This window comes from Caulobacter sp. GW821-FHT10F06, from assembly GCF_058809215.1.
In genome coordinates this window covers 92,128-115,685 of record NZ_JBXASK010000001.1, presented here as the reverse complement: position 1 = coordinate 115,685, position 23,558 = coordinate 92,128, and the positions used below count along the sequence as shown (strand labels likewise).

Sequence of the window (23,558 nt, the reverse complement as noted above, 5' to 3'; positions counted from 1 at the left end):
TCCGTCACGATGCGTATTCGCATCGCGCCACCTCCCCCGTTTTACGGGGGAGGAGAAGCCGCCGCATGGTCGATGCTGAACGTCCGAGCCATGCGCCACTGGCCATCGGGCTCCTGTTTCCACAGGATCGAGAACCGCGCCTTGCCGGCCAGACGCTCGGGGCCGTCGCCCTTGCGTTCGTAGAAGCGGTGGGCGCCCTCCTCGACCGCGCCGAAGCCGGGGATGGCGTAGACCTTCATCGAGCCGGCGACGAGTTCGCGGCGCGAGCGCCAGGCGTCGGGGGCCGTCTTGGCCGCGCAGCTCTTGGCGTAGTCGGCGAGGAAGGCGTCGTGGGCCATCAGCCCGCCCTTGTCGTGATAGAACTCCATGTCCTTGGTCACCAGGTCGGCCAGAGCGGCCGGGTCGCACTGGTCGAACATTACCGCGAACAGCTTGGCGTCGCGCGCGGCGATCACCTCGCTCAGCGGCGGGGCCGGAGCGGGCGCGGGCGCGGCGGACTGGGCCAGGACAAGGGCGGCGATCAGGACGGGCAGGAGCATCAGGGGTTCCCTCTTGGCGACGCCTATTGAGTGTCGCGCCGACCGGGGGCTGTCCCGTGAATTCGAGGTCATGCGAAGGCGAGCGCGGGGATTGGCGGCGTGACGATCAGCGGAGAGGCCCCCGGGGTCGTCGTGCTGCCGACGGAGGGGAAGTCCCGCGGAATCAAGGCGGTGTTCCCCCTCCGGCCTTCGGCTGCCTCCCCCTTCAGGGGGAGGATCGCGGGGATACGCGCCGGCGTATCGGAGGCGCTGAAAGCCGGCCCATACTTTCTCCATCCCGTCGCGAGGGAGAGGGCTCTTGGATCCGGCCCGAGACGCGCGGCGCGGATGCGGTCGAGCGGGGCCGCCGGAGTCGCGGATGCGGGACCGGCCGGCTTGATGGGAGGGCGGGTGACGCAAACCCGCCTATCGGGAGGTCCGTCGGAGGACCCCCGCCCGCCCGAAGGTTCGCTCCGGGTCCCTCCGGAATCGGCGTGGCTTGCAGCCTTCGGGCTGGGTCCGTCGCGAGGCAGGGGCGCCCGGGTGGGGCAAAAGGCTGAACCAGGCCTGCGCGCCCCGGCCAGAGGGATAACGACCGCGCGGGGCGTCAGGCTTCGTCGAAACGGTAACTCTACTCACAGCCTCCGGACGCGGTCCGGACGCCCCGCGCCTCTCCTGTTCCCCCCGCGCCGTGATCCGGCGCGGCGGCGCAGCCGTGCGCCGTCCTCTCGGAGACATCCCATGACCGACCTCCCACGCCTGGCCCGGGCGGCCGCCTGGCATCTGGACCTCACCGAAAGACTGGCCGCCTCGCGCGCGCAATGGGCGGAAGAAGCGCAGGCGCAGGCCGCGCGCCCGCCGGAAACCCGCCGCAACACGCCCTCGCAGCGTCATCGCCGCACCGCCGGCCCGGCCGCCGCCGCCGCGCAGGCGCGCCAGGCGCAGGACGCCCGCCTGCTGGCCCAGGCGCGGGCGGAATGGCTGGTCAGCATGGAGCGGACGGCGCTGGAGATCCTGATGATGGGGCTGGATTAGCGCCAGCCACTCGCCCCCACCGGGTCGCTTCGCGACCGTCCGCCCCCATAGGGGGCGGATGACGCGCCGATCATCTTCCCCCTCTGGGGGAGGAGCGCGAAGCGCGGAGGGGGCCAGTATCAGCCCACCATCCCCGCCAGCCGCCCACGGATAAGCCCCTCGGCCTCGCTGACGATCCGGTCGACCAGTTCGCGCACGGTCGGGATGTCGTGGATCAGGCCCTGGACCATGCCGGCGCTCCAGATGCCGCCGTCGGTGTCGCCCTGGGCCAGGGCGTCGCGGCCGCGGGTTCCGGCCACCAGGTGGGCGACGTCCTCGAACTTGGCGCCGCCGGCCCGCTCGATCTGCACCACCTCCTGGCTGACCGCGTTGCGCATCACCCGGGCGGTGTTGTGCAGGGTGCGGAAGATCAGGTCGGTCTGGCGCTCGTCGTTGGCGACCATCTGCTCCTTGAAGGCCATCGGGATCGGGGCCTCCTGGGTGACGCAGAAGCGGGTGCCCATGTTGACGCCGTCGGCGCCCAGGGCCAGGGCCGCCACCAGGCCGCGCGCGTCGGCGATGCCGCCCGACGCCAGCATCGGGATCTTCACCTTGTCGGCGGCGGCGGCGATCAGGATCAGGCCGGGGATGTCATCCTCGCCCGGGTGGCCGGCGCATTCGAAGCCGTCGATGCTGATGGCGTCCACGCCCATCCGCTCGGCGCTGAGGGCGTGGCGGACGGCGGTGCACTTGTGGATCACCTTGACGCCGTTGGCGCGCAGATCGTCGACATGCTCCTGGGGCTTGTAGCCGGCGGTCTCGACGATCTTGATCCCGCTCTCGATGATCGCGGCCCGGTACTCGGCATAGGGCGGCGGGGTCATGGTGGGCAGGATGGTCAGGTTCACGCCGAACGGCTTGTCGGTCAGGTCGCGGGTGCGGGCGATCTCCTTGGCCAGGGCTTCGGGGGTCGGCTGGGTCAGGGCGGTCAGGAAGCCCAGGGCCCCGGCGTTGGCGACCGCGCCGACCAGCTCGGCCTTGCCGACCCACTGCATGCCGCCCTGGGCGATCGGGTGCTCGACGCCGAACAGCTCGGTGAAACGGGTCTTGATGGCCATGACGATGGGCTCCCTCTGATTTTGGAGGGACTATGGCGCGGTGACCGTAAGGGCAGGCAAGAGGGGTCAGAACCCTCGGTGGAAGGCCTCCAGTTCGTCGGCCCGGCGCTGGGTGTGCTCGAGCACGCAGGCATTGGCCTGGACCCGCGCCAGCGAGCCCCAGTCCTCATCGTAATAGGCCGCGCAATCGGCGTCGCGGAAGGCGATCCAGGCCCGCTGGGCCTTCTGCAACGCCGCCTTCTGGCGGGGCCGCTCCAGGCGCAGGATGGCGCCCTGATAGGCATTGTTCAGCCGGCCGTCCTGCACCCGCAGCTCGGCGTCGGCGCAGTTGATCATCCCGGCCGTGGTCTGGCCCGCGGGACTGGCCAGGCAGCGCTCGTACGAGGTGGTCGGCTTGGGCTTGGCCGGCTTGACCGTCTGGGCCTGGGCCGCGCCCAGCGACAGGGCGGCGAGGGCGAGGCTCAGGGCGGGCCAACGGGTCATCGATCTCTCCAGCGGTTCGGCGGCCAGCCTAGCTTGGTTCGCCGCCGAGACCAGCCGGGTTTAGTGGCCGGAAACCTGAAGCCGGTTCCACAGGTTGATCATCGCCACCGCGCTGGTCAGGGCGCTGGCTTCCTGGTCGCTGAAGTGCTCGCGCAGGGCGGTCCGGTGCGGGCCCATGTCGGCGGCGGGATCGATCACGGTCAGGGCCTCCGTGAAGGCCAGGGCGGCCTTCTCGGCGGCGGTGAAGTCGCCGACGTGGCGCCAGACCACGAGGCGGTCCAGGCGGTCCTGGGTCTCGCCGTCGTCGCGGGCCTCCTTGACGTGCATCTTCACGCAGAAGGCGCACTGATTGATCTGCGAGGCGCGCAGCTTGACCAGGTGCAGGAGGGTCTTGTTCAGCCCCGTCCCGACGATCGCCATCTCGGCGGCGATGAAGGCCCGGTAGACGGCGGGGACGTTCAGGTCGTGGCGGAAGGCGGCGGCGGTGCTGGCCATGGTCTTGCTCCTTGCTGGACCGGGGATCGGTCTTCGCAGGCAAGACGAGATGGCGACGGCGGATGTGACATCCGCCGTCCAGGAAAGTTCAGGCTATTGCAGGCCGACGCGGCCGATGGCGTAGAAGCGCTCAGAGCGCTGCTTCTTCAAGGCCGCGGCGTCCAGCGCCGACAGGGCCTTCAGCTCCTGCTCTATGGCGTCGCCGACCGCGGCGATGGCCGCCTCGCTGTCGGAATGGGCGCCGCCGGCCGGCTCTTCGATGATGCGGTCGACGATGCCCAGCTTGATCAGGTCCTGGGCGGTGATGCGCATCTGGGTCGCCGCGTCCTTGGCCCGGGCGCCGTCGCGCCACAGGATCGAGGCCGCGCCTTCGGGGCTGATCACCGAATAGATCGAGTGCTCGAGGATCAGCACCTTGTTGGCGCCGGCCAGGGCGATGGCCCCGCCCGAACCGCCTTCGCCGACGATGGTGGCGATCATCGGGGTGCCCAGGGTCAGGCAGCGCTCGGTGGAGCGGGCGATAGCCTCGGCCTGGCCGCGCTCCTCGGCGCCCAGGCCTGGATAGGCGCCGGCGGTGTCGACGAAGGTGACGACCGGCAGGTTGAAGCGCTCGGCCATGTCCATCAGGCGCACGGCCTTTCGGTAGCCCTCGGGCCGGGCCATGCCGAAGTTGTGCTTCAGGCGCGTGGTGACGTCATGGCCCTTCTCGTGGCCCATGACCACGACCGGCTGGCCGCGGAACCGGCCAAGGCCTCCGACGATGGCCTGGTCATCGGCGAACTTGCGGTCGCCGCGCAGCTCGACGAACTCGTCGATCAGGCCTGCGACATAATCGCGCAGATGGGGCCGCTGGGGGTGCCGGGCGACCATGGTCTTCTGCCACGGGTCGAGATTGGCGTAGGCCTCCTGGCGCAAAGCTTGAGCGCGATCTCGCAGCGCCTGGATCTCAAGCTCGAACGCACCCGGTCCAGCGGTCTCGGAGAGCTTGCTCAGCTCCTCGATTTTGCTTTCCAGGTCAGCGATTGGGCGTTCGAAATCGAGATAGTGGGCGGCCATGGAGTCTCAACGTCGCCGTTACGAAAGGGAGGGAACCTAGAGGCTACACAGTAAAAAGGGAACCGGCTTTGGAACGTTCCCGAATCCCACGGATTCATCCACACGACCGTCCCCAGATGGTTCGCGAGAGAGTCTCTTTTGAAGACTCATTTCTATGGTGAATCGCGACATTTGGTCCTATGGTCGATTCCTAGCTGGTGACGAAGAAAACCAGCGCCTGCGGCCCCCGCCCATCGAATATGGCTCGGACCCGCCTGATGAGAACAGAGTTCCCATGCAGGTGTTCACCTTCTTCTGCGTTGAATCCGACGGCTCCGTTCCGCGCTTCGACGTCGCCCCTTACGCCGACGACAATGCCGCTCGCCAGCGCGCGCTGGAGCTCATCGACATGCATCGCCGCTGCGACATGATCGAGGTCTGGCGCGGGGCCAAGCGCGTGTTCGACGTGTCGGCCCACAACGCCTGCGCGGCCTGATCCTCACGCCCGATTTTCATCGGGCGATGAAGGACGGGCGGTGCTAGGAGATACCTCCGGTAGAGGACTTGCTCCTCGCTTCCGGAGACTCCCATGGACGCTCTGGCGACCCGCGCCGATCCGCTGATCCCGCCCGCGCCCAGAATCCATCCCCGCGACTTGCCGGACTGGCGCGTCGCTGCGGGCATGACCTCCAACCCCTTGGCGATCTGGAGCCAGCGGACCTTCGACGAACCGATCGTCCGCCGCCGGATCCTCGGTATCGACTCCCTCCTGCTCAACGACCCCGACGCGGCGCGCGCTCTGCTGTCGGCGCCGCTGGGCCGCTACATCCGACCGATCGCCGCCGTGCGGCCCGTCCTGCCCTTCACCGGCCGAGGGCTGCTGCTGGCCGAGGGCGAGCCCTGGCGACGTCAGCGCCGGATGCTGGCCCCGGTCTTCACGCCCGCCCATGTCAGCGGCCTGCTGCCCCACTTCGCCCAGGCGGCCGAGGCGATGATCGCCAGCGCCGCTGACCAGCCCCGGGTCAATCTGTCCGCCGTCTTCCATGAGGCGACGCTGGACGCGGTGCTGCGCGCCCTCTTCTCCCTGCCCGCCGACGACCGCCAGGCGCGGATGGCGGAGATGGTGCGGACCTTCGTCTCCGGCCCCGGCCGCGCGCAGCTGTGGGACGGCCTGGCCAAGCGCGAGACCGACTTCGGCTTCTCGCTGGGCCCGCGCAAGCGCTTCGCCAAGGCCTGGTTCGCCGAGGTCGACGCGGTGATCGCCGAGCGCCGGACGCGCGGCTCGGCCGGCGGCGACCTGCTGGACCTGATGCTGGCGGCGCGCGACCCCGAGACCGGCGAGCCTCTGACTGACGCCGAGATCCGAGAGCAGTCGGCCACCATGATCGCCGCCGGCTTCGAGACCACCTCCCGCCTGCTGTTCTGGACCGCCTACCTGCTGGCCCGCGATCCCGCCGAGCAGGCTCGCGTCCGGGCCGAGCTCGTCGCCACGCCACCCGAGACGATCGACAGCCTCGCCGCGCTGCAGGCCTGGCCGCGCCTGAAGGCCTGCCTGCTCGAGACCCTACGGCTCTATCCCCCGGTCAGCCTGATCCTGCGCACCAATCTCCAGACCGAAGATATCCTGGGCCACGCCGTCGAGCCGGGCTGCCTGATCACCATCAGCCCGTGGATCATGCACCGCCGCGCGGTCCTGTGGGGCGAACCGACGGCCTTCCGACCCGAGCGCTTCGAGGGCAAGAGCGCGCCCTGGACCAGCGGCGCCTTCATGCCCTTCGGCGGCGGGCCGCGCATCTGCATCGGCGCCAGCTTCTCCCTGGCCGAGGCCCAGGTGATGCTGGGCCGGCTGCTGGCGCGGTTCGAGGTGACGCTGGACGATCTCCGCCAGATCATGCCGGTGGGCGGCGTCACCACCTCGCCCAGCCTCGAGCCCTGGTTTCGACTGACGCCGATCCGGCGGGAATAGACAAGCCGCGCGCTCTTGCCGAGAACAGGGTGTGACACGACCTTGGCCGCAGACCTCGAGGAACCCCGCCCATGACCGACGCCATCCGCCCCAGCGCCATCGCCGACGACAGCGGCCATGGCGGCCTGCAGATGTTCGTGACGGCGGGCCCGACCAGCCTGGTGGCCGACGTCAAGGTCGCGGCCGGCGGCCTGGATCTTGGTCCTGACCCTCACGACCTGATCGCCGCCGGCCTGGCGGCTTGCACCACCATGACTCTGCGGCTCTATGCCAAGCGCAAGAACTGGACCCTGGGCGCGGTGCATGTCGAGGTCCGCAGCTCGCGCGAGCCCGACATGACCCCGCCGGAACGCTTCGATCGCGAGATCACGCTGGACGGCGACCTCGACGACGAGCAGCGCAAGCGTCTGCTGGAGATCGCGGAGATGTGCCCGATCCACCGTCTGCTGACGCAGGGGGCGCGGGTGGTGACGACGGTGGGATGAGGCTGGCACTCGCCCCCTCCGCGCCTTCGGCGCTCCTCCCCCATAGGGGGAAGATGGAGCGCGCCGCCCCTTCTCTTCCCCCTATGGGGGAGGACGGCTGCGAAGCAGCCAGGAGGGGGCAAGTGCTAGCTGCTAAAACCCGTAAAGCGCCGCGTACGCCGCGTCCTTGCCCGCGATCTGCCGCGCGCAATCGACCATGACCTTGGCCTGCTTCCAGGTCGCGTCGTCCTGCATCTTGCCGTCCAGCATGGCGACGCCGGTGCCATCCGGCATGGCCTCCAGGATGCGCTTGGCGAACAGCACCTCGTCCGGAGCCGGGCTGAAGACCTGCTTGGCGATGGCGATCTGGCTGGGGTGCAGGCTCCAGGCGCCGGCGCAGCCCATCAGGAAGGCGTTGCGGAACTGCTGTTCGCAGGCGACCGGATCGTCGATCGCCCCGAACGGACCGTAGAACGGCTTGATGCCGTGCGCGGCGCAGGCGTCGACCATCTTGGCAAAGGTATAGTGCCAGAGATCCTGCTGCACCGAGGCGCGGGGCGCGCCGTCGGCGTGCGGGTCCTCGATGACGCGATAGCCGGGATGACCCCCACCGACCCGCGTGGTCTTCATCGCGCGGCTGGCGGCCAGATCGGCTGGGCCGAGTGAAATCCCCTGCATGCGAGGACTGGCGGCGGCGATCTGCTCGACGTTCATCACGCCCTCGGCGGTCTCAAGGATGGCGTGCAGCAGGATCGGTCGGGTGACGCCATGCTTGGCCTCTAGCGAGGCCAGCAGCTGGTCCATGTAGAAGATGTCCCACGGCCCCTCGACCTTGGGCACCATGATGACGTCGATCTTGTCGCCGGCCTTCTCGACGATGGTCGACACCTCGTCCAGGTGCCAGGGCGAGTTCAGGCAATTGATCCGCGTCCAGAAACCCACCTCCAACGCCTTGAAATCGGTCTCGCGCGACATGGCGATCAGCCCGGCCAGGGCCGCGCCCTTGGCGTCGGCGGGGATGGCGTCTTCCAGGTTGGCCAGGATCACGTCGACGGTCGGGGCGATCTCCGGGACCTTGGCGCGGACCTTCTCCAGGTGCGGCGGCACGAAGTGGATCATCCGCTCGACCCGGGCCGGGAGCTCGCGATAGGGCGTCGGAGCGCCGATGGCCAAGGGTTTGAAAAAGCCTCGCGCGGTCTTCATCCGCTACTCCCCGAATTGTTCTTTTCGCAGTTGCGAGAAGACTGAGGCGACGCGGAATGAGCGTCAAGCGCTCACCTTACCAACGGTAAGAAATCAGCTCTTCGGCGGCGACTGAGCGGGGATCGGCGGATCGTCCGGATCGTCGCGTTCCAGGTCGAGCGCGGCGTCGTTGTCGGAGACCTTCACGGCGCCCTTGGCGGCCTTGCGGCGGCGAGCGGCGGGTTCGAGCTTGAGGCTGGTCAGGGCGTCCTCGCCCTCCTCGCCGAACAGGCCGCGCACGCGGATGTCGCGTTGCGGATAGGGGATCTCGATCCCGGCCTCGCGCAGGGCGTCGTCGATGGCCCAGGTATAGGCCGCGAAGATCGCCGCCGGACGACGCACCGCCTCCACCGTCGGCCAGACGATCAGCTCGAACTTCAGGGCGTGCTCGCCATAGCCGACCAGCCACACCTGAGTGCGGCGCACCGCGTCGTCGGCCGAGGTGAAGGCCACCGACTTGGCCGCCTTCAGCACCGCCTCGCGCACCTTCTGCTTGTCGGCCCCGAAGGCGGTGACGAAGGGCACGCGGATGCGGCGGTTGGTGTTGCGCAGGGTCCAGTTGATGACGAGGTCGTTGACCAGCACCGAGTTGGGCACGATCAGGTCGGTGCTGTCATTGGTGCGGATGCGGGTGGCCCGGGGTCCGACCTCGTGCACCACCCCGCGCTGGCCGCCGGGCAGCTCGACGAAGTCGCCCACCGCAACCAGCCGCTCGAACACCAGGCTGATGCCCGAGGCGAAGTCCTTGACCATGCCCTGCAAGCCCAGGCCCACGCCGACGCCCAGGGCGCCGGCGAACACCGCCAGCGAGGTCAGATCCAGGCCCATGGTCGACAGGCCGGCCACGAAGCCGATCACCACCAGGCCGTAGGTCACGACCTTCTCGACCACATAGAGCGAGGCGGCGTTGCCGGCGGCCTTGGCGCGCAGCTTCTGCAGGCCGGCCGCTGTCAGCCGTGCGGCGAACAGCGCCGCGGCGATGATCAGCACGGCCGCCGCCAATCCTCCGACCGTCACCGAGGCCTTGCCCAGCTTGACCAGTTCGAAGGTGTCCAGGCGTTCCAGGGGGTTCTCGACCATAACGCCAGTGTGAGCCGCGCCGCGCGCCAGGATCAAGAGGCGTCGCGGCTCTTGTAGACCTCGACGTCGATCTCGTTTTCCCAGCGCCCGACGGCGGTGGCGACGGCCAGGTCGGCGGTGACGTTGGGCACGGTGCGGATCATGTCCAGCACCCGGTCGAACGGCAGGATGAAGCCGACGACCAACGCCGTCTGCTCGGGCCCGACGCCGATCGAGCCCAGAACGGCGGCGAGGATGAACAGCGATCCTGACGGCACGGGCGCCACGCCCATGGCGACGATCGTCGTGGTCACCGCGATCATGGCGTACTGGGCTGGCGCCAGATGCACGCCGAAGGCCTGCACCGCGAATAGGGTCAGCATGGCCACATACATCGCCGTGCCGTCCATCCCGATGGTCGCGCCCAGCGGCAGGACAGTCGAGGTCACGGGCGGCTTGATGCCGAGGTTGTCCTCGGCCACCCGGATCGCCACCGGCAGGCTGGCCGAGCTGGAGGCGGTCGAAAAGCCGATCAGCATCGCGTCCGTGATGCCCTTGAAGAACGGAACCACCGGCAGCCAGGCCATAAGCCGCACGATGGCGCCGTGCACGATCAAGGTCTGCACCGCCGAGCCGACCAGCACGCAGACCGCCAGCCGCGCGACATTGACAAAGGTCGACGGCCCGTTCGTCCCCATCACCACGGCGATCAGGGCGAAGACGCCGAACGGCGCGGTCTCCATCACGAAGCCGACCAGCTTTAGCATCACCTCCGTGCCGGATTTCAGCAGCACGGCGACGGGCTTGCCCGCCTCGCCGGCCACGATCACGCCCGCCCCGACCATCACCGCGAAGAAGATGATCGCCAGGGTCTCGCCCTCGGCCAGGGCCTTGATCGGGTTGAGCGGCACGATGCCGATGAAGATCTCGGCCGGCGACTTGGGCGTTCCCACCGCTTGCGGAGCCACGTGGGAGAGGTTCGCGCCCAGGCCCGGCTGGAACAGGCTGGCGCAGGCCAGGCCCACCACGACGGCCAGGAACACCGTCAGGAAATACATCGAGATGGTCTTCAACCCGATGCCGCCCAGCCGCTTCGGATCGCCCAGCTCGGCCACGCCTGTGGCGATGATCACGAACACCAGCGGCGCGACCAGCATCCGGATCAGCCGCACGAAGACGTCGCCGACGATCTTCAGGCTGGTCGCGCCCTCGCCCCACAAATAGCCGACGATGGCCCCCAGAACGAGCGCGCCCAGGATGCGCTGGTAGAGCGGAACCGAGAACCACCATGCGAGCGGCGACGTGCGGGCGGCGGGCGTGTCGGTCATGCGGCGGGTCCGGCTGAGCTTGCGACGTCCAGACCATGGCGCGTCGGAGTGTTGGTCAAGGGCGCATGACCGGATGACGGGCGGTGAAGCGAAAACCGTCTACTTCCGAGCTTGTCCAAACTTGTCATCCCGGAAGCCTCGCAGAGGCTGTCCGGGACCCAGGAGCCAAGAGCGGTGTGGTGACCCCTGGGTCCCGGCTCTCCGCTTCGCTGCGGCCGGGATGACAAGCTGTTTAGAGCCAAAGATTGTGAGCGTCCGCTCCATCCCCCCAGAACCCAGCCTTCGGCGGCGTGATGATCCCGCCCTCGACCCGCAGCCCGCCGGGATGATCGACCGACAGCCACCAGGGCCCGTCCAGGTCCGCGTACTGGCAGCCGCCGGCCAGGTGCAATGCCGGCGCAATCGCCAGCGACGAGGCCACCATGCAGCCGGTCATCAGCTCGAACCCCAGCGCCCGCGCCTGCTCCAGCATCCGCACGGCCTCCGACAGCCCTCCGGTCTTGTCCAGCTTGAGGTTCACCGCTTGGTAGCGGCCACGCAAGGCCGCCAGGTCGTGACCGACATGCACCGACTCGTCGGCGCAGATCACATAGGGCGGGTCGTAGCCGTCGAGCTCCTGGTCCGCGCCGGCCGGCAGGGGCTGTTCGACCAGCGCGATGGGCAGGTCGGCCAGCAGTGACCGCAGGCCGTGCAGGATCTCGAAGGTCCAGCCCTCGTTGGGATCGACGATGAAGCGGCTGTGCGGAGCGGCGTCAGCCACGGCGCGCAGGCGGGCGGCGGGGTCCTCGGCGCCGAGCTTGATCTTGATCAGCGGCGCGTCGGCCACGGCTCGGGCGGCGATCCCCATGGCTTCGGGCGCGTCGAGACTGACGGTGACGGCGGTGACCAGTGAGGCGGGGGCTGGCAGGCCGATGGCCTCGGCCACGCCCACGCCCGTGCGCTTGGCGCGCAGGTCCCAGAGCGCGCAGTCCAGGGCGTTGCGGGCCGCGCCGGGCTGCAGCAGCGCCAGAGCCGCGCCGTCGTCGCCGTCGCGCTCCAGGACCTCCAGCGCCGGCTTCAACTGGGCCAGCACGCCATCGACGGTCTCGCCGTAGCGGGCGTAGGGCACGCTCTCGCCACGCCCGACATGACCGTCGGCCCGGGCCTCGACCACCACGACGTCGGCGGCGGTCTTGACCCCGCGCGAGATGCGAAAGGGAGCCTTCAGCGGATAGCTGGCGGAGCGGGCGGTGACGGACAGCGACATGCCAAGCAGCCTTTCGGGAGCGACCGCCCCTGGCTTCTCACCGTTCGCTTTCGAGAGCTACCACTTCCAGTCGCGCGGGATCGGCGAGTCGGCGCGGCGCTCGCGGAACACCTTCATCGCCAGCGGCCGATCGACCACGAACAGCGCCGCCCAGACCAGCAGCACCCCGGCGTAGTTGATCGCGCCCAGCACGCCGGTCGGACGGCCCGGACGCGCCGGCTTGCGGGTGGCCTGGAAAGCGTGGGGCATGGCGTAGTCGGTCATGGCGTCCTCCTTGGAGGCTTGAACCTGACTCGCCTGTACGTCAGAAACGGTCGCCGAACGTTCGCGCCGTCCGCACGTTGATCCAAGACCTTCAACAGAGACCCGACCATGGCCAAGCCGATCAGCATCACCATCCCGCACCAACTGGGCGCAGCCGAGGCCCGGCGTCGGCTGGAGAGCGGCCTGGAGCAATTGGCCAGCCAGATTCCCGGCGGCGACGCCACGCGCTTCACCCAGAGCTGGGCCGGCGACACCCTGAACTTCTCGGCCCTGGCCATGGGCCAGGCGATCAGCGGCGCGGTGAACGTGTTGGACGACCATGTCCGCCTCGACGTCGTCCTGCCCGGCATGCTGGGCATGATCGCCGGCAAGATCAAAACCGAGCTCTCCAAGCGCGGACAGCTGCTGCTGGAGAAGAAGTAGCTACATCCGTCGGCTGTCGAACTCGTGACGGCCGATGCTCTCGAACCGGCCTTCCTCGGCCTTGTGGATGAACTGCGAGGCCACCAGCCAGGCCTTCACCGGGCGCAGCGTGCCCAGGCAACCCAGGATCAGCGCCGGGAAGACGGTGACGAAGTGCACCCAGACCGGCGGGCGGTAGACGATCTCGACCCAGGCGAAGACGGCGATGATGATCACGCCCACGCCGCTCATCACGAAAAAGGCCGGACCGTCGGCCGGGTCGGCGAAGGCGTAGCTCAGCCCGCACTTGTCGCAGGCCGGCGCCAGCTTCAGGAAGCCCTGGAACAGCTTGCCCTCGCCGCAACGCGGACAGCGGCAGCGCAGACCCGAGACGATCGGTTCGGGGGAGTCATAAAGCGGATCGGCCATCGAAAGCCCTTCCTACAATCGGGAATTTAACACATACATTACATATACAATGTATGTATTTCTGGGTCGCAAGACAACCGCCATGCCGCCGCACCTTCCTCCCGCCTGGCTGAAACGCGCCGGAACCTTGTCCGGCCCTGCCTACAAGCGCCTGGCCCAGGCCTTGGAGGCCGCCATCGCCGACGGTGAGCTGCAGGCCGGCGACCAGATCCCCGCCCAGCGCGAGGCGGCCCGGCTGATGGGGATCGACTTCACCACCGTCACCCGCGCCTACGCCCTGGCCCGCGAGCGCGGCCTGATCGAGGGAACCACCGGACGCGGCACCTTCGTCCGTGGGCGAACGGGTGAGGACGAGGCGGGACTGGTCGACCTGTCGATGAACCTGCCGCCGCAGCCCCAGGGCCTGAACCTCGGGGCCCTGCTGCGCGAGACGACCAGCGCGGTGCTGGCCCGCACCGATCCGGCGGTGCTGATGGCCTATCACCCGGGCTCGGGGTCGCTGGCGCAACGGACCGCGATGGTCAGTTGGCGCGCGCCAACGCTCGCCTCGACAAACCCCGACCACGTGCTGATCACCAGCGGCGCCCAGACGGCGCTTAACGCCCTGCTCGCCTTGCTGGCCGCGCCTGGCGAAGCGATCCTCGTCGAGGAACTGACCTATCCGGGCCTGCTGACCGCCGCCGCCCAGCGCGGCCTGCGCGTCATCCCCTGCCCGATGGACGCAGAGGGCCTGGAACCGAAGGTCCTGGAACGGCTCTGCGCCGACCATCGCCCGCGCGCGATCTGCTGCACTCCGACCCTCCAGAACCCGACCACCGCGACCATGAGCCTGGCGCGGCGCGAGGCGATCGTCGCCGTCGCCCGGACGGCGGGCGTCCCGATCATCGAGGACGACGCCTACGGTTTGCTGCCGACCACGCCCCTGCCCGCGCTGGCGAGTCTATGGCCCGAAGGCGTGTTCCACGTCGTCACCATGGCCAAGACCCTGTCGCCGGGCCTGCGCATCGCCTCGGTCGTGGCTCCGGCCGATCGGGTCGCCGAGACGGCCGAGGCCCTGCACGCCATCGCCCAGATGCCCGCACCGCTGATGGCCGCCGTGGTCACCGCCTGGATCCGTGACGGCGACGCCCTGCGCGTGCTGGACGGCGTGCGGCGCGAGGCGATCGCGCGCCGGCGACTGGCGGCCGAGATCTTGCCCGCGGCGATCGGCGGTCCCGAGAGCCTGCATGTCTGGCTGGACCTGCCCGCCGGCTGGAGCGCGGATGGGATGCTGGAGGCGGCGCGCGCGCGGGGCCTGTCGTTGGTCGACGCCGCGACCTTCCGGGCCCCGGGCGTCAAGCGCGAGGGCGTCAGACTGTCGCTGGGCGCGCCAAGCAAGGCCGCGACCCTGGCCCGGGCGCTGAAGGCGGTAGCGGCGCTGCTGGAGGAGCGGCCGAAGCCCTAGAACGCGTCCTCGTCCTCTTCGGACGCTTCGCTGTCGTCCTCGCCGCCGACCGCCAGTTCCAGGGAGTCGATGATGTCGTCCATCTGGTCGGGCGTGATCGACACATAGAGGGCGTCGCCGCCGATCGCCGAGACCAGCAGGCGATAGCCGTCCTCGGTCTCTTGCAGGCTGAACGACTGAAGGGGCTGCAGCTTGGCCATGGTCGGCTCCGGTAAAATCAAGGCGCGGATATAGGCCTCCGCGACCGACTTCGCCACGCCTTGTCTCGGCGCGCCGCGCCTAGGGAAGCAGGCCTGCGACGCGGTAGGCCTGGATGGTCTGGTCGAACACGCCGATGTCGCCGCGCCCGCGCGCCACCAGCTGCGCGCCCTCGATGGCCGCGAAGATCGCCAGCGCCCTCTGGCGGGCGATCTCCGGATCAAGGCCTTCTCGCCGCCCCGCCAGCAGCCGGACCAGCCAGTCGACATTGGCCAGGGTGAAGCGGTCGACCTCGATCCGCACCTCGGGCGGCAGGTCGCCGTACTCCGCCGCCATGATCCCGTAGAGGCACATGCGGTTGTCGCTGCGCAGCGCCGCGCGGAAGACGTCGACATAGAGATCGATGCAGGTCCGAACGTCGTGGCCCGCGTCCAACAGGGTCTCGAAATAGCCCGCTGCGTCCTCTGTGTAACGCTTGGCCAGGGCCGCGCCCAAGTCGCCCTTGGTCGGGAAATAATAGTGGATGCTGGCGCTCTTGATCCCCACCGCCTTGGCGATCTCGCGGAAGCTCAGCGCATTGTAGCCCGCCGCCTGCACCATCAATCGGGCCGTCGTCATGATGGTTTCGCGCGTATCGATCGCCGTCTTCAAGGCTCTTAGCTCCTGGCTACCTATCGGTAGATAGGCCTTGACACCGCCGAAGGAAAGATCGCTATTTCCGCCATCTACCTATCGATAGGTAGAATTGGAGATCGACCATGAAGATTCACGACGTCCCCGGCTTCCCCAACCCTCTGCGCATCCGCATCGCCTTGGCCGAGAAGGGTCTCGCCTCGCAGGTCGAGTTCGTGTCTGTCGACCTGCCCGGCGCCGAGCACAAGGGCGAAGTCTTCCTGGCTCGCAACCCGACCGGAACCGTGCCGGTGCTGGAACTGGACGACGGCCTGCACATCTCCGAATGCACCGCCATCACCGAGTACATCGACAATCTGGACGGCGAGCCAGTCCTCACCGGCAGGACACCGCGCGAGAAGGGCGTGATCCACATGATGCAGAAGCGCGCCGAATCCGAGCTGATCGATGCGGTGGGCGGCTATTTCCACCACGCCACGCGGGGCCTCGGCCCCGCGCTTCAGGCCCACAAGAGTCCGAACTGGACCGGCCGCAGCGAGTGGGGCCGCATGCAGCGCGACAAGGCCGTGGCCGGCATGCGCTATTTCGACGGCGTCCTGCGCGACCAGCCCTATGTGGCCGGCGACGCCTTCTCGATGGCCGACATCACCGTTCTGGAAGGGCTGGTGTTCGCCGGCTTCGCGCAGATCCCCGTGCCCGACGACTGCGTCGCCCTGTCGGCCTGGCGGACGCGCGTCGAGCAAAGGCCCAGCGTCCAGAACCCGGCCTGACGGGAAATGGGGCGGAGGCGCTCGCGGCGCGCTCCGCCCCTTGCCTATTATACAGTCGTATAGTAACCTCGCCCCGATATCTGGGGACACACGACATGGCCGCTGCTCACACCCGCGACGCGGTCATCATCGGTGGGGGACATAACGGCCTCGTCTGCGCCTTTTACCTGGCCAAGGCCGGGCTGAAGGTCACGGTCTGCGAGGCGCGCGGCGTGGTCGGCGGGGCGGCGGTGACCGAAGAGTTCCATCCGGGCTTCCGCAATTCGGTGGCCAGCTACACGGTCAGCCTGCTCAGCCCCAAGATCATCGCCGACATGGGCCTCTACGGCTACGGACTGAAGATCGTCGAGCGACCGATCTCCAACTTCCTGCCGGTCAGCGACAGCAAATACCTGAAGCTGGGCGGCGGTCTGGAGCGCACCCAGGAGGCGTTCCGGCAGTACTCGCGCAAGGACGCCGAGGTGCTGCCGGCCTATTACGCCATGCTCGACGAGATCGGCGACGTGCTGCGCGTCCTGGCCGCCGAGACCCCGCCCAACCTCGGCGACGGTCTGCACGGCCTGCTGCGCGGCGTGCGCCAAGGCACGCGGCTGGCGTTCCTGTCGAAGGAGCGGAAAAGGGACCTGCTGGACCTCTTCACCAAGAGCGCCCGCGACGTCCTGGACGGCTGGTTCGAGAGCGACGCGGTCAAGGCCAGCTTCGGCTTCGACGCCGTGGTCGGCAACTTCGCCAGCCCGGATTCGCCGGGCTCGGCCTACGTTCTGCTGCACCACACCTTCGGCGAGGTGAACGGCAAGAAGGGTGCCTGGGGCCACGCCATCGGCGGCATGGGGTCGATCACCCAAGCCATGGCCAAGGCCTGCGAGGCGGCCGGGGTCGAGATCCTGCTCAACGCTCCCGTCGAGGCCGTGCATGTCGAGAACGGCAAGACGGGCGCGAAGGCGACGGGGGTACAGTTGGTCGACGGCCGTCAGATCATGGCCCCGATCGTCTCGTCCAACCTCAACCCGGCTCTGCTGTACGGCAAGCTGATCGCGCCCTCGGCCCTGCCGCCGGCCTTCGCCAAGGCGATCAAGGGCTACAAGAACGGCTCGGGCACCTTCCGGATGAACGTGGCGCTATCGGAGCTTCCGGACTTCACCTGCCTGCCCGGCAAGGCCGTGGCCGAGCACCATCAGAGCGGCATCGTGATCTCGCCCAGCCTCGACTACATGGACGAGGCCTATCGCGACGCCAAGGCCTTCGGCATCAGCAAGAAGCCTATCGTCGAGATGCTGATCCCCTCGACCCTGGACGACAGCCTGGCCCCGAAGGGCCAGCACGTCGCCAGCCTGTTCTGCCAGCAGTTCGCGCCGGAGCTTCCCGACGGCCGATCCTGGGACGACGAGCGCGAGGCCGCCGCCGACCTGATCATCGACACGGTCAATGACTGGGCGCCGAACTTCAAGACCTCGGTGGTGGGGCGGATGATCCTGTCGCCGCTGGATCTGGAGCGAAAGCTGGGCCTGGTCGGCGGCGACATCATGCATGGGCGCATGTCGCTGGATCAGCTGTGGGCGGCGCGGCCGATCCTGGGCCACGCCAGCCATCGTGGGCCGCTGGAAGGGCTCTACATGTGCGGCGCGGGCTGCCATCCGGGCGGCGGGGTCTCAGGCAATCCGGGGCGCAATGCGGCGCGGGAGATCCTGCGGGATCGGGATTTCGTCACGGCGGTGAAGTTGTCGGCGGTGGGGCGGTGATGAGCATGGCGGTCCGCTCTCTGAACTGGCGGATCAACCGTCAGGTCAACAGCGAGGTCAGCCTGCGGAGTTTCGGCCGGAAGATGCGAGCGTTGATCCCCGAGACGAGGCTGAATCGGCCGTCGGAGGGGTGGTGAGGTCAGAACGCCCCCTCCGTCACGATGCGTATTCGCATCGCGCCACCTCCCCCGTTTCACGGGGCAGGAGGGTTCAGCCGCTCTGCTCCCGCCCCGCTCGCGGGGGAGGTGGCGCGGCGCCGATAGGCGACGTGACGGAGGGGGCGTCCAGCCTCGGATGACCCGCGCCCCCTTCACCCGCGAAACCGCCGACGTCCGCCGCAGCGCCCTGGTCGCCGCCGCCGAAACCGTGCTCGCCCGCGACGGGGTTGCGGGAACGTCAGTCAGGACCATCTGTGCCGAAGCCGGCGTCTCGCCGGGTCTGCTGCGCCACTATTTCGACGGCGTCGACGCCCTGATCGCGGCGGCCTACGAGGCGGTGAGCCAGCGGATCGCCGCAGCGCTGGAGGATGCGGTCGCGCAGGCCGGCGACAATCCTCACGCCCGGCTGTCGGCCTATCTGACCGCCAGCTTCCGGCCGCCGGTGCTGGACGCACAACTGCTATCCGCCTGGCTGGGGTTCCGGAGCCTGGCGAAGGTGGACGACGGCATCGCAGCGATCCACCGCCGGACCTATGCCGGCTATCGCGCGAGGCTGGAGGAATTGCTGGCGGCCTGCCGCCCCCACGCCGATGCGCGGCTGGCGGCGATAGGCCTGACCGCCGTGGTCGATGGCCTGTGGCTGGAGCTGTGCCTGGACCCGACCGTCTTCACGCCGGCCGAGGCCAGCGCGATCGCCGAACGGCTGCTGGCGAGCTACTCGCCAGCGCCGCTGTTCGTGGACTAGGCAGCCACCTGGGCGCCAGCGAAGCTGCGGCCCCAGCTGACGCGGCGGACTTCGGGTTCGGACACGTGGACCTTGGCGCTCTTGCCTTGGCTGCGCATGTGCTTGGCCAGAAGCTCGGCCACAGCCACCGCTTCAGGCTGGCACGAATAGGAGCCGATCAGGTCGGCGGCTTCGTTCCAGGTGACGTGCCAGACGCCGGAGACGGGTCGAACGAAATAGTTGTGCTCGTAGGACATTGCAGTGCTCCTCGCTCTGGCCTCAGGGTCGGTGATACCGGCCGCATGAGACAACCGTTTCAATGCTGCACAGCAACATCGACGTTGCATTGCACACTGCACGAGCCATACCAAGGGTTTTGATGGTGAACGAGCAAGCAACTTTAAGGCGTAGCTCCCCGCTCAGTTGAATTTTAAGGCGCAATGAGTCGGGTGGTCGACTCAGCCCTTCACCATCGGATCGCCGGCGATCGCCTCGGCTTGCTCGAGCGCCGCGGCGAGCAGAGAGGGCGCGCAGAGGGATGTCCATTCACAGCCGATCGCGCAGCGCGTACCAGCTCAGACCCGCCACCGTCAGCGGCCATCGCAGCAGCCGGCCGCCTGGAAACGGCGGCGTCGGCAAGCGCGACAGCAGCTCGACACCCTCCCCCTCGCCCAACGCCGCATCGGCCAGCAGCTTGCCGACATAGGGCGCCAGCATCACCCCCTGGCCCGAATAGCCGGATGCTGCGCGCACCCCCGGCGCGACCTCGCCGACGAAGGGCACGCGGTTCATCGTGATGCCCAGGGTCCCGCCCCAGGCGTGGCTGATCTCGAGGTCGGCGAGCTGAGGATAGATCTTCAGCATGTGCCGGCGCACGAACCCCGCAATGTCGGACGGAAAGCCCGGCCGGCAGTTCTCGCCGCCCCCGAACAGCAGCCGGCCGTCGGATGTCTTGCGGAAATAGTTCACGACGAAGCGACTGTCGGCCACGGCCGCATCCGAGCGGAGGATCTCGGCGGCCCGCGCGCCCAACGGCTGGGTCGTGAGGATGAAGTTGTTGATCGGCATCACCCGCGCGCGCGCCTTGCCGGCCATGCGGTTCAGCGAGCCGTCGCCGGACAGGATCAACTGGTCGCAGGTCACCCGACCGGACGTCGTCTCGACCACCATCCTGCCGCTATCGCGCCGCCAGGCCAATGCCCGGGTCTGCTCGTGAATAGTCGCCCCGGCCGAGATCGCGGCGCGCGCCAGGCCCAACGCCAGGTTCAGCGGGTGCAGGTGGCCGCCGCCCCGGTCGATAAGGCCGCCGTGATAGACGTCAGTCCCCAGCTCATGCGCCAGGTCGTCGGTCTCGATCAGCGACAGCGCGTCATAGCCATAGCGCTTGGCCATGTGCTCGATGTGGGCGGCGTCCTCGGTCTCGCCGTTCGGGCGATGTCGCGCGTGGATCATGCCCGGCTTCAGGTCGCAGGCGATGGCGTGCTCTGCGACGGTGGCGTGCAGATGGACCCGGGCGTCCTCGGCCAGGCGCCACAGGGCCATGGCGTTGTCCGGGCCGACCGTCTTCTCCAGCCAGACCTGATCGCGCCGCTGGCCCGTATGGACCTGGCCGCCGTTCAGGCCCGAGGCGGCGGAGCCGACGGTGTTGGCTTCCAGCACGATCACCGAGACGCCGCGCCGGGCCAGTTCCAGCGCCGCGCCCAGGCCAGTGTAGCCCGCGCCGATCACGCAGACGTCGGCCCGCACATCATCGGTCAGCGCCGGCTGGGGCGGGAACGGCGTGGCGGTGTCGGCGTAGAAGCTCGAACTGGCCATCACTCGCCCCCTCCGCGCCTGCGGCGCTCCTCCTCCATAGGGGGAAGATTGGGGGCGGCGCGCTTCATCTTCCCCCTATGGGGGAAGACGATCGCGAAGCGATCCGTAGGGGGCAAGTGGCTGCCGCCATCACACATTCAGCAGCAGGAACTCCCGCTCCCACGGGCTGATGGTGCGCATGAAGGTCTCGTACTCGGCGCGCTTGACCGTGTCGTAGGCCTGGCAGAAGCCCGGCCCCAGGATCTCGACCAGCGGCTCGGCGCTCTCGAACAGCAGCAGGGACTCCGTCAGGCTGCGCGGCAGTTCGATGCCGCGCGTGCTGGCGTCGGTCTCGACCGGTGCGCTGGGCGTCAGACCCTGAACCATGCCCAGATAACCGGCCGCCAGGGTCGCGGCGATCGCCAGGTAGGGATTGGCGTCAGAGGAGGGAATCCTGTTTTCCAGCCGGCGGTTAGCGACGTCCGACGGCGGCACGCGCAGGCCGCAGGTGCGGTTGTCGTAGCCCCACTGCTTGTTGACCGGCGCGCCGCTGTCCTTGGCGATCCGGCGGTACGAGTTCACGTAGGGCGCCAGGATGGCCATGATCGCCGGCAGATAGGTCTGCTGGCCGGCGATGAAGTTGTGGAACTGGGTCGTCTCCTCGCCGGTCTTGTGGTGCGAGAACAGGTTCTGGCCGTCCGCGCCGACGATCGACTGGTGGATGTGCATGGCGCTGCCCGGCTCGGACGCCATCGGCTTGGCCATGAACGTGGCGTAGATCTCGTGCTCCAGCGCCACCTCGCGGATGGTGCGCTTGAACATGAACACCTGGTCGGCCAACTCCAGCGGATTGCCGTGCCGCAGGTTGATCTCCATCTGGGCCACGCCGCTTTCGTGGATCAGGGTGTCGATCTCCAGGCCCTGACGCTCGGAATACTCGTACATATCTTCGAACAGCGCATCGAACTCGTTGACCGCCGCGATCGAGTAGCCCTGGCGACCGGTCTCGGGCCGGCCCGAGCGGCCGATCGGCGGCTTTAGCGGGTAGTCGGGGTCGGTGTTCTTGTCGACGAGGTAGAACTCGATCTCCGGCGCAACGATCGGATCCCAGCCCTTGTCCTTGTACAGCGCCAGCACCCGCCGCAGCACCTGGCGCGGGCTTTCCTCGACCGGGCGGCCGTCGGGATGGAAGGCGTCGTGGATAACCTGGGCGGTCGGGTCCTGGGCCCAGGGCACCACCGCGAGGGTGGCGAAGTCGGGGGTCAGGAAGATGTCGGTGTCCGACTGCACCGCGTTCACCGCCCCGGCGAACTCGGGGAAGTCCCCGGTGATGGTCTGGTAGAACACCGCCAGCGGCAGGTTCATCGACGGCGTGCCCAGGAACTTGCGCACCGGCATGATCTTGCCGCGCGCCACGCCGGCCAGATCGGGCACCACGCACTCGATCTCCTCGATGTTCTGGCGGGCGAACCAGGCCTGGGCCTCCTCCAGCGTCGAGACGCCGCGGTTGATCCGCTGGTCCGGCTTGGCCTTCTTGTGCTTGGGATGTTTCATGACACGCCCTCCGGTTTCAGGGCGCGCAGGACGGGCTCGGCCTCGTCGAGCGACTTGCGGATGATCCCCACCAGTTCGTCGATCTCGGCGTGGGTGATAATCAGCGGCGGGCAGCAGACGATGCTGTCGCGGATGGCGCGGACCATCAGGCCGTTCTTGATGCACAAATCACGGACGATCGGCCCCGCCTCGCCTTCCTTGTCGAGGAAGCGATGGTTCGTACCCTGCTCGCGGACGATCTCGACGGCGCCGATCAGGCCCAGCGAGCGGGTCTCGCCGACCAACGGGTGGTCGTTCAGGCTGGCGAGGGCCTTGGCGAGATAGGGACCGGTGTCGTCGCGGGTGCGCCCGACCAGGCCCTCGCGCTCCATGATCTCGATGTTCTTCAGAGCCACGGCGGCGGCGGTCGGGTGACCCGAATAGGTGAAGCCGTGGATGAAGTCTCCGCCCTTCTCCTTCAGCTCGGCGACGATGAAGTCGGCAACGCCCACGGCGCTGATCGGCAGGTAGCCGGACGACAGGCCCTTGGCCATGGCGATCATGTCGGGCTTCACGCCGTAATGCTGGTGGCCGAACCATTGGCCCAGGCGCCCGAAGCCGCAGATCACCTCGTCGCAGACCAGCAGGATGCCATACTTGCGGCAGACCGCCTCGACCGCCGGCCAGTAACCGTCGGGCGGGATGATCACCCCGCCCGCCCCCTGGATCGGCTCGCCGATGAAGGCCGCGACGTTCTCGGGACCGACCTCCAGGATTTTGTCCTCGATGGCCTGCACCGCGCGGTCGCGGAACGCGGCAGGGTCCTCGCCGAAGCCGTCGCTGAAGCCGTAAGGCTGTATCACGTGCTCGACGCCGGGGATCGGCAGATCGCCCTGCACATGCATGTGCTTCATGCCGCCCAGGCTGACCCCGGCCACGGTCGAGCCGTGATAGGCGTTCCAGCGACTGATGAAGACCGTGCGCTGCGGCTGGCCCTTGAGCTTCCAGTAGTGGCGCGCCAGGCGGAAGACGGTGTCATTGGCCTCCGAGCCCGACGAGTTGAAGAACACGTGGCTCAGATGACCGCCCATCTTCTCGGCGATTTTGGCCGCCAGCTGGATCGGCGGCGGCGAGGCCGTCTTGAAGAAGGTGTTGTAGTAGGGCAGCTCCAGCATCTGGTCATAGGCCGCCTGGGCCAGCTCGGTGCGGCCATAGCCGACATTGACGCACCACAGCCCGGCCATGCCATCGAGGATCTGGTGGCCCTCGCCGTCATGGATATAGACCCCGTCGGCGCGGGTGATGATCCGGCTGCCGCCCAGTTCCTGCTGCAGCTTGTAGTCGGTCTGGGCCGGCAGGTGATGGGCCAGGTCCAGGCGCTTGAGCTCGGCGATGTTGTGGTTGCGGATCGGGACGGTCATGATGGGCGACTCCTGGACGATTTCGTTTCTTTCTCCCTTCCCCCTTTGATGGGGGAAGGGTTGGGGATGGGGGTGACAGAC

General features: G+C 68.5%; 26 protein-coding genes and 2 pseudogenes. 11 read left to right on the top strand and 17 right to left on the bottom strand.

Annotated features, from left to right (window positions below; translation table 11 throughout):
* Positions 1-41 precede the first annotated feature (41 nt).
* Positions 42-539 carry a nuclear transport factor 2 family protein gene (locus tag AC1RUS_RS00520; protein WP_492911956.1) on the bottom strand — a complete coding sequence of 166 codons (498 nt, stop codon included), beginning with the start codon at positions 537-539 and terminating at the stop codon, positions 42-44.
* 720 nt (positions 540-1,259) lie between these two features.
* Between AC1RUS_RS00520 and AC1RUS_RS00515 the strand changes: the two genes are divergently transcribed.
* Positions 1,260-1,553 (top strand): hypothetical protein, encoded by a 294-nt coding sequence (locus AC1RUS_RS00515; RefSeq protein ID WP_492911954.1) that lies wholly within the window; start codon positions 1,260-1,262, stop codon positions 1,551-1,553.
* Between the two features lie 119 nt (positions 1,554-1,672).
* Here the strand turns inward: AC1RUS_RS00515 and AC1RUS_RS00510 are convergent, their stop codons facing one another.
* The 4 genes from AC1RUS_RS00510 to AC1RUS_RS00495 all read right to left on the bottom strand — a co-directional run bounded on the left by AC1RUS_RS00510 (position 1,673) and on the right by AC1RUS_RS00495 (position 4,684).
* Positions 1,673-2,650, bottom strand: coding sequence for an NAD(P)H-dependent flavin oxidoreductase (locus AC1RUS_RS00510; protein WP_492911952.1), 978 nt, complete (start codon positions 2,648-2,650; stop codon positions 1,673-1,675).
* 66 nt (positions 2,651-2,716) lie between these two features.
* Positions 2,717-3,133 carry a lysozyme inhibitor LprI family protein gene (locus AC1RUS_RS00505; protein ID WP_492911950.1) on the bottom strand — a complete coding sequence of 139 codons (417 nt, stop codon included), beginning with the start codon at positions 3,131-3,133 and terminating at the stop codon, positions 2,717-2,719.
* 60 nt (positions 3,134-3,193) lie between these two features.
* Positions 3,194-3,628 carry a carboxymuconolactone decarboxylase family protein gene (locus tag AC1RUS_RS00500; protein ID WP_492911948.1) on the bottom strand — a complete coding sequence of 145 codons (435 nt, stop codon included), beginning with the start codon at positions 3,626-3,628 and terminating at the stop codon, positions 3,194-3,196.
* A gap of 93 nt (positions 3,629-3,721) precedes the next feature.
* Positions 3,722-4,684 (bottom strand): acetyl-CoA carboxylase carboxyltransferase subunit alpha, encoded by a 963-nt coding sequence (locus AC1RUS_RS00495; protein ID WP_492911946.1) that lies wholly within the window; start codon positions 4,682-4,684, stop codon positions 3,722-3,724.
* A 274-nt stretch (positions 4,685-4,958) separates the two neighbouring features.
* Here AC1RUS_RS00495 and AC1RUS_RS00490 point away from each other — a divergent pair, with 274 nt between their 5' ends.
* The 3 genes from AC1RUS_RS00490 to AC1RUS_RS00480 all read left to right on the top strand — a co-directional run bounded on the left by AC1RUS_RS00490 (position 4,959) and on the right by AC1RUS_RS00480 (position 7,114).
* A complete protein-coding gene (locus AC1RUS_RS00490; protein ID WP_492911944.1) occupies positions 4,959-5,159 on the top strand; it encodes a hypothetical protein in 201 nt (66 codons plus the stop codon).
* A gap of 93 nt (positions 5,160-5,252) precedes the next feature.
* Positions 5,253-6,629 carry a cytochrome P450 gene (locus AC1RUS_RS00485; protein WP_492911942.1) on the top strand — a complete coding sequence of 459 codons (1,377 nt, stop codon included), beginning with the start codon at positions 5,253-5,255 and terminating at the stop codon, positions 6,627-6,629.
* 71 nt (positions 6,630-6,700) lie between these two features.
* On the top strand, positions 6,701-7,114 hold the full coding sequence (locus AC1RUS_RS00480) for an OsmC family protein (RefSeq protein ID WP_492911940.1): 414 nt from the start codon (positions 6,701-6,703) through the stop codon (positions 7,112-7,114).
* 132 nt (positions 7,115-7,246) lie between these two features.
* On the opposite strand, the gene AC1RUS_RS00475 is transcribed toward AC1RUS_RS00480, so the two are convergent.
* The 5 genes from AC1RUS_RS00475 to didA form a co-directional block, all read right to left on the bottom strand.
* Positions 7,247-8,296 (bottom strand): HpcH/HpaI aldolase/citrate lyase family protein, encoded by a 1,050-nt coding sequence (locus tag AC1RUS_RS00475; protein ID WP_492911938.1) that lies wholly within the window; start codon positions 8,294-8,296, stop codon positions 7,247-7,249.
* A 93-nt stretch (positions 8,297-8,389) separates the two neighbouring features.
* On the bottom strand, positions 8,390-9,415 hold the full coding sequence (locus AC1RUS_RS00470; protein ID WP_492912945.1) for a mechanosensitive ion channel family protein: 1,026 nt from the start codon (positions 9,413-9,415) through the stop codon (positions 8,390-8,392).
* A gap of 32 nt (positions 9,416-9,447) precedes the next feature.
* Positions 9,448-10,722 (bottom strand): dicarboxylate/amino acid:cation symporter, encoded by a 1,275-nt coding sequence (locus AC1RUS_RS00465; RefSeq protein WP_492911936.1) that lies wholly within the window; start codon positions 10,720-10,722, stop codon positions 9,448-9,450.
* A 232-nt stretch (positions 10,723-10,954) separates the two neighbouring features.
* Entirely contained in the window at positions 10,955-11,968 is a 1,014-nt protein-coding gene (dgcA, locus tag AC1RUS_RS00460) for an N-acetyl-D-Glu racemase DgcA (RefSeq protein WP_492911933.1), read from the bottom strand.
* Between the two features lie 57 nt (positions 11,969-12,025).
* Positions 12,026-12,232, bottom strand: coding sequence for a DNA damage-induced SOS-independent cell division inhibitor A (gene didA, locus AC1RUS_RS00455; protein WP_492911931.1), 207 nt, complete (start codon positions 12,230-12,232; stop codon positions 12,026-12,028).
* 108 nt (positions 12,233-12,340) lie between these two features.
* On the opposite strand from didA, the gene AC1RUS_RS00450 reads away from it, so the two are divergent.
* Positions 12,341-12,655 (top strand): polyhydroxyalkanoic acid system family protein, encoded by a 315-nt coding sequence (locus AC1RUS_RS00450; RefSeq protein ID WP_492911929.1) that lies wholly within the window; start codon positions 12,341-12,343, stop codon positions 12,653-12,655.
* On the opposite strand, the gene AC1RUS_RS00445 is transcribed toward AC1RUS_RS00450, so the two are convergent.
* The gene (locus AC1RUS_RS00445; RefSeq protein ID WP_492911927.1) at positions 12,656-13,063 is read right to left on the bottom strand and encodes a DUF983 domain-containing protein; all 408 of its coding nucleotides are present in this window, start codon (positions 13,061-13,063) and stop codon (positions 12,656-12,658) included.
* Positions 13,064-13,145: 82 nt separating this feature from the next.
* On the opposite strand from AC1RUS_RS00445, the gene AC1RUS_RS00440 reads away from it, so the two are divergent.
* On the top strand, positions 13,146-14,507 hold the full coding sequence (locus AC1RUS_RS00440) for an aminotransferase-like domain-containing protein (protein WP_492911925.1): 1,362 nt from the start codon (positions 13,146-13,148) through the stop codon (positions 14,505-14,507).
* On the opposite strand, the gene AC1RUS_RS00435 is transcribed toward AC1RUS_RS00440, so the two are convergent.
* Together AC1RUS_RS00435 and AC1RUS_RS00430 are read right to left on the bottom strand one after the other, a co-directional pair.
* On the bottom strand, positions 14,504-14,707 hold the full coding sequence (locus AC1RUS_RS00435; RefSeq protein WP_492912943.1) for a hypothetical protein: 204 nt from the start codon (positions 14,705-14,707) through the stop codon (positions 14,504-14,506). The two genes, AC1RUS_RS00440 and AC1RUS_RS00435, sit on opposite strands and share 4 nt — an antisense overlap.
* A gap of 79 nt (positions 14,708-14,786) precedes the next feature.
* Complete coding sequence (locus tag AC1RUS_RS00430; protein ID WP_492911923.1) at positions 14,787-15,356, bottom strand: TetR/AcrR family transcriptional regulator; 570 nt, start codon at positions 15,354-15,356, stop codon at positions 14,787-14,789.
* 107 nt (positions 15,357-15,463) lie between these two features.
* Between AC1RUS_RS00430 and AC1RUS_RS00425 the strand changes: the two genes are divergently transcribed.
* From AC1RUS_RS00425 to AC1RUS_RS00405, 5 genes and pseudogenes are all read left to right on the top strand, one after another.
* The gene (locus tag AC1RUS_RS00425) at positions 15,464-16,108 is read left to right on the top strand and encodes a glutathione S-transferase (protein WP_492911921.1); all 645 of its coding nucleotides are present in this window, start codon (positions 15,464-15,466) and stop codon (positions 16,106-16,108) included.
* A gap of 95 nt (positions 16,109-16,203) precedes the next feature.
* Complete coding sequence (locus AC1RUS_RS00420) at positions 16,204-17,847, top strand: phytoene desaturase family protein (protein WP_492911919.1); 1,644 nt, start codon at positions 16,204-16,206, stop codon at positions 17,845-17,847.
* An 8-nt stretch (positions 17,848-17,855) separates the two neighbouring features.
* Positions 17,856-17,984: pseudogene (locus AC1RUS_RS00415) on the top strand (aromatic ring-hydroxylating oxygenase subunit alpha); the annotation flags it as partial.
* Positions 17,978-18,110, top strand: a pseudogene (locus tag AC1RUS_RS00410) (hypothetical protein). The pseudogenes AC1RUS_RS00415 and AC1RUS_RS00410, both read left to right, overlap by 7 nt.
* A gap of 31 nt (positions 18,111-18,141) precedes the next feature.
* Positions 18,142-18,750, top strand: coding sequence for a TetR family transcriptional regulator C-terminal domain-containing protein (locus tag AC1RUS_RS00405; RefSeq protein ID WP_492911917.1), 609 nt, complete (start codon positions 18,142-18,144; stop codon positions 18,748-18,750).
* On the opposite strand, the gene AC1RUS_RS00400 is transcribed toward AC1RUS_RS00405, so the two are convergent.
* The 4 genes from AC1RUS_RS00400 to AC1RUS_RS00385 form a co-directional block, all read right to left on the bottom strand.
* Positions 18,747-18,986: a hypothetical protein gene (locus AC1RUS_RS00400; RefSeq protein ID WP_492911915.1), complete on the bottom strand. Its 240-nt coding sequence runs from the start codon at positions 18,984-18,986 to the stop codon at positions 18,747-18,749. The two genes, AC1RUS_RS00405 and AC1RUS_RS00400, sit on opposite strands and share 4 nt — an antisense overlap.
* A 289-nt stretch (positions 18,987-19,275) precedes the next feature.
* On the bottom strand, positions 19,276-20,544 hold the full coding sequence (locus AC1RUS_RS00395; RefSeq protein ID WP_492911913.1) for an NAD(P)/FAD-dependent oxidoreductase: 1,269 nt from the start codon (positions 20,542-20,544) through the stop codon (positions 19,276-19,278).
* A 129-nt stretch (positions 20,545-20,673) separates the two neighbouring features.
* The gene (locus tag AC1RUS_RS00390; RefSeq protein ID WP_492911911.1) at positions 20,674-22,077 is read right to left on the bottom strand and encodes a glutamine synthetase family protein; all 1,404 of its coding nucleotides are present in this window, start codon (positions 22,075-22,077) and stop codon (positions 20,674-20,676) included.
* On the bottom strand, positions 22,074-23,477 hold the full coding sequence (locus AC1RUS_RS00385; protein ID WP_492911909.1) for an aspartate aminotransferase family protein: 1,404 nt from the start codon (positions 23,475-23,477) through the stop codon (positions 22,074-22,076). The genes AC1RUS_RS00390 and AC1RUS_RS00385 overlap by 4 nt, the downstream gene beginning before the upstream one ends.
* Positions 23,478-23,558: the final 81 nt, after the last annotated feature.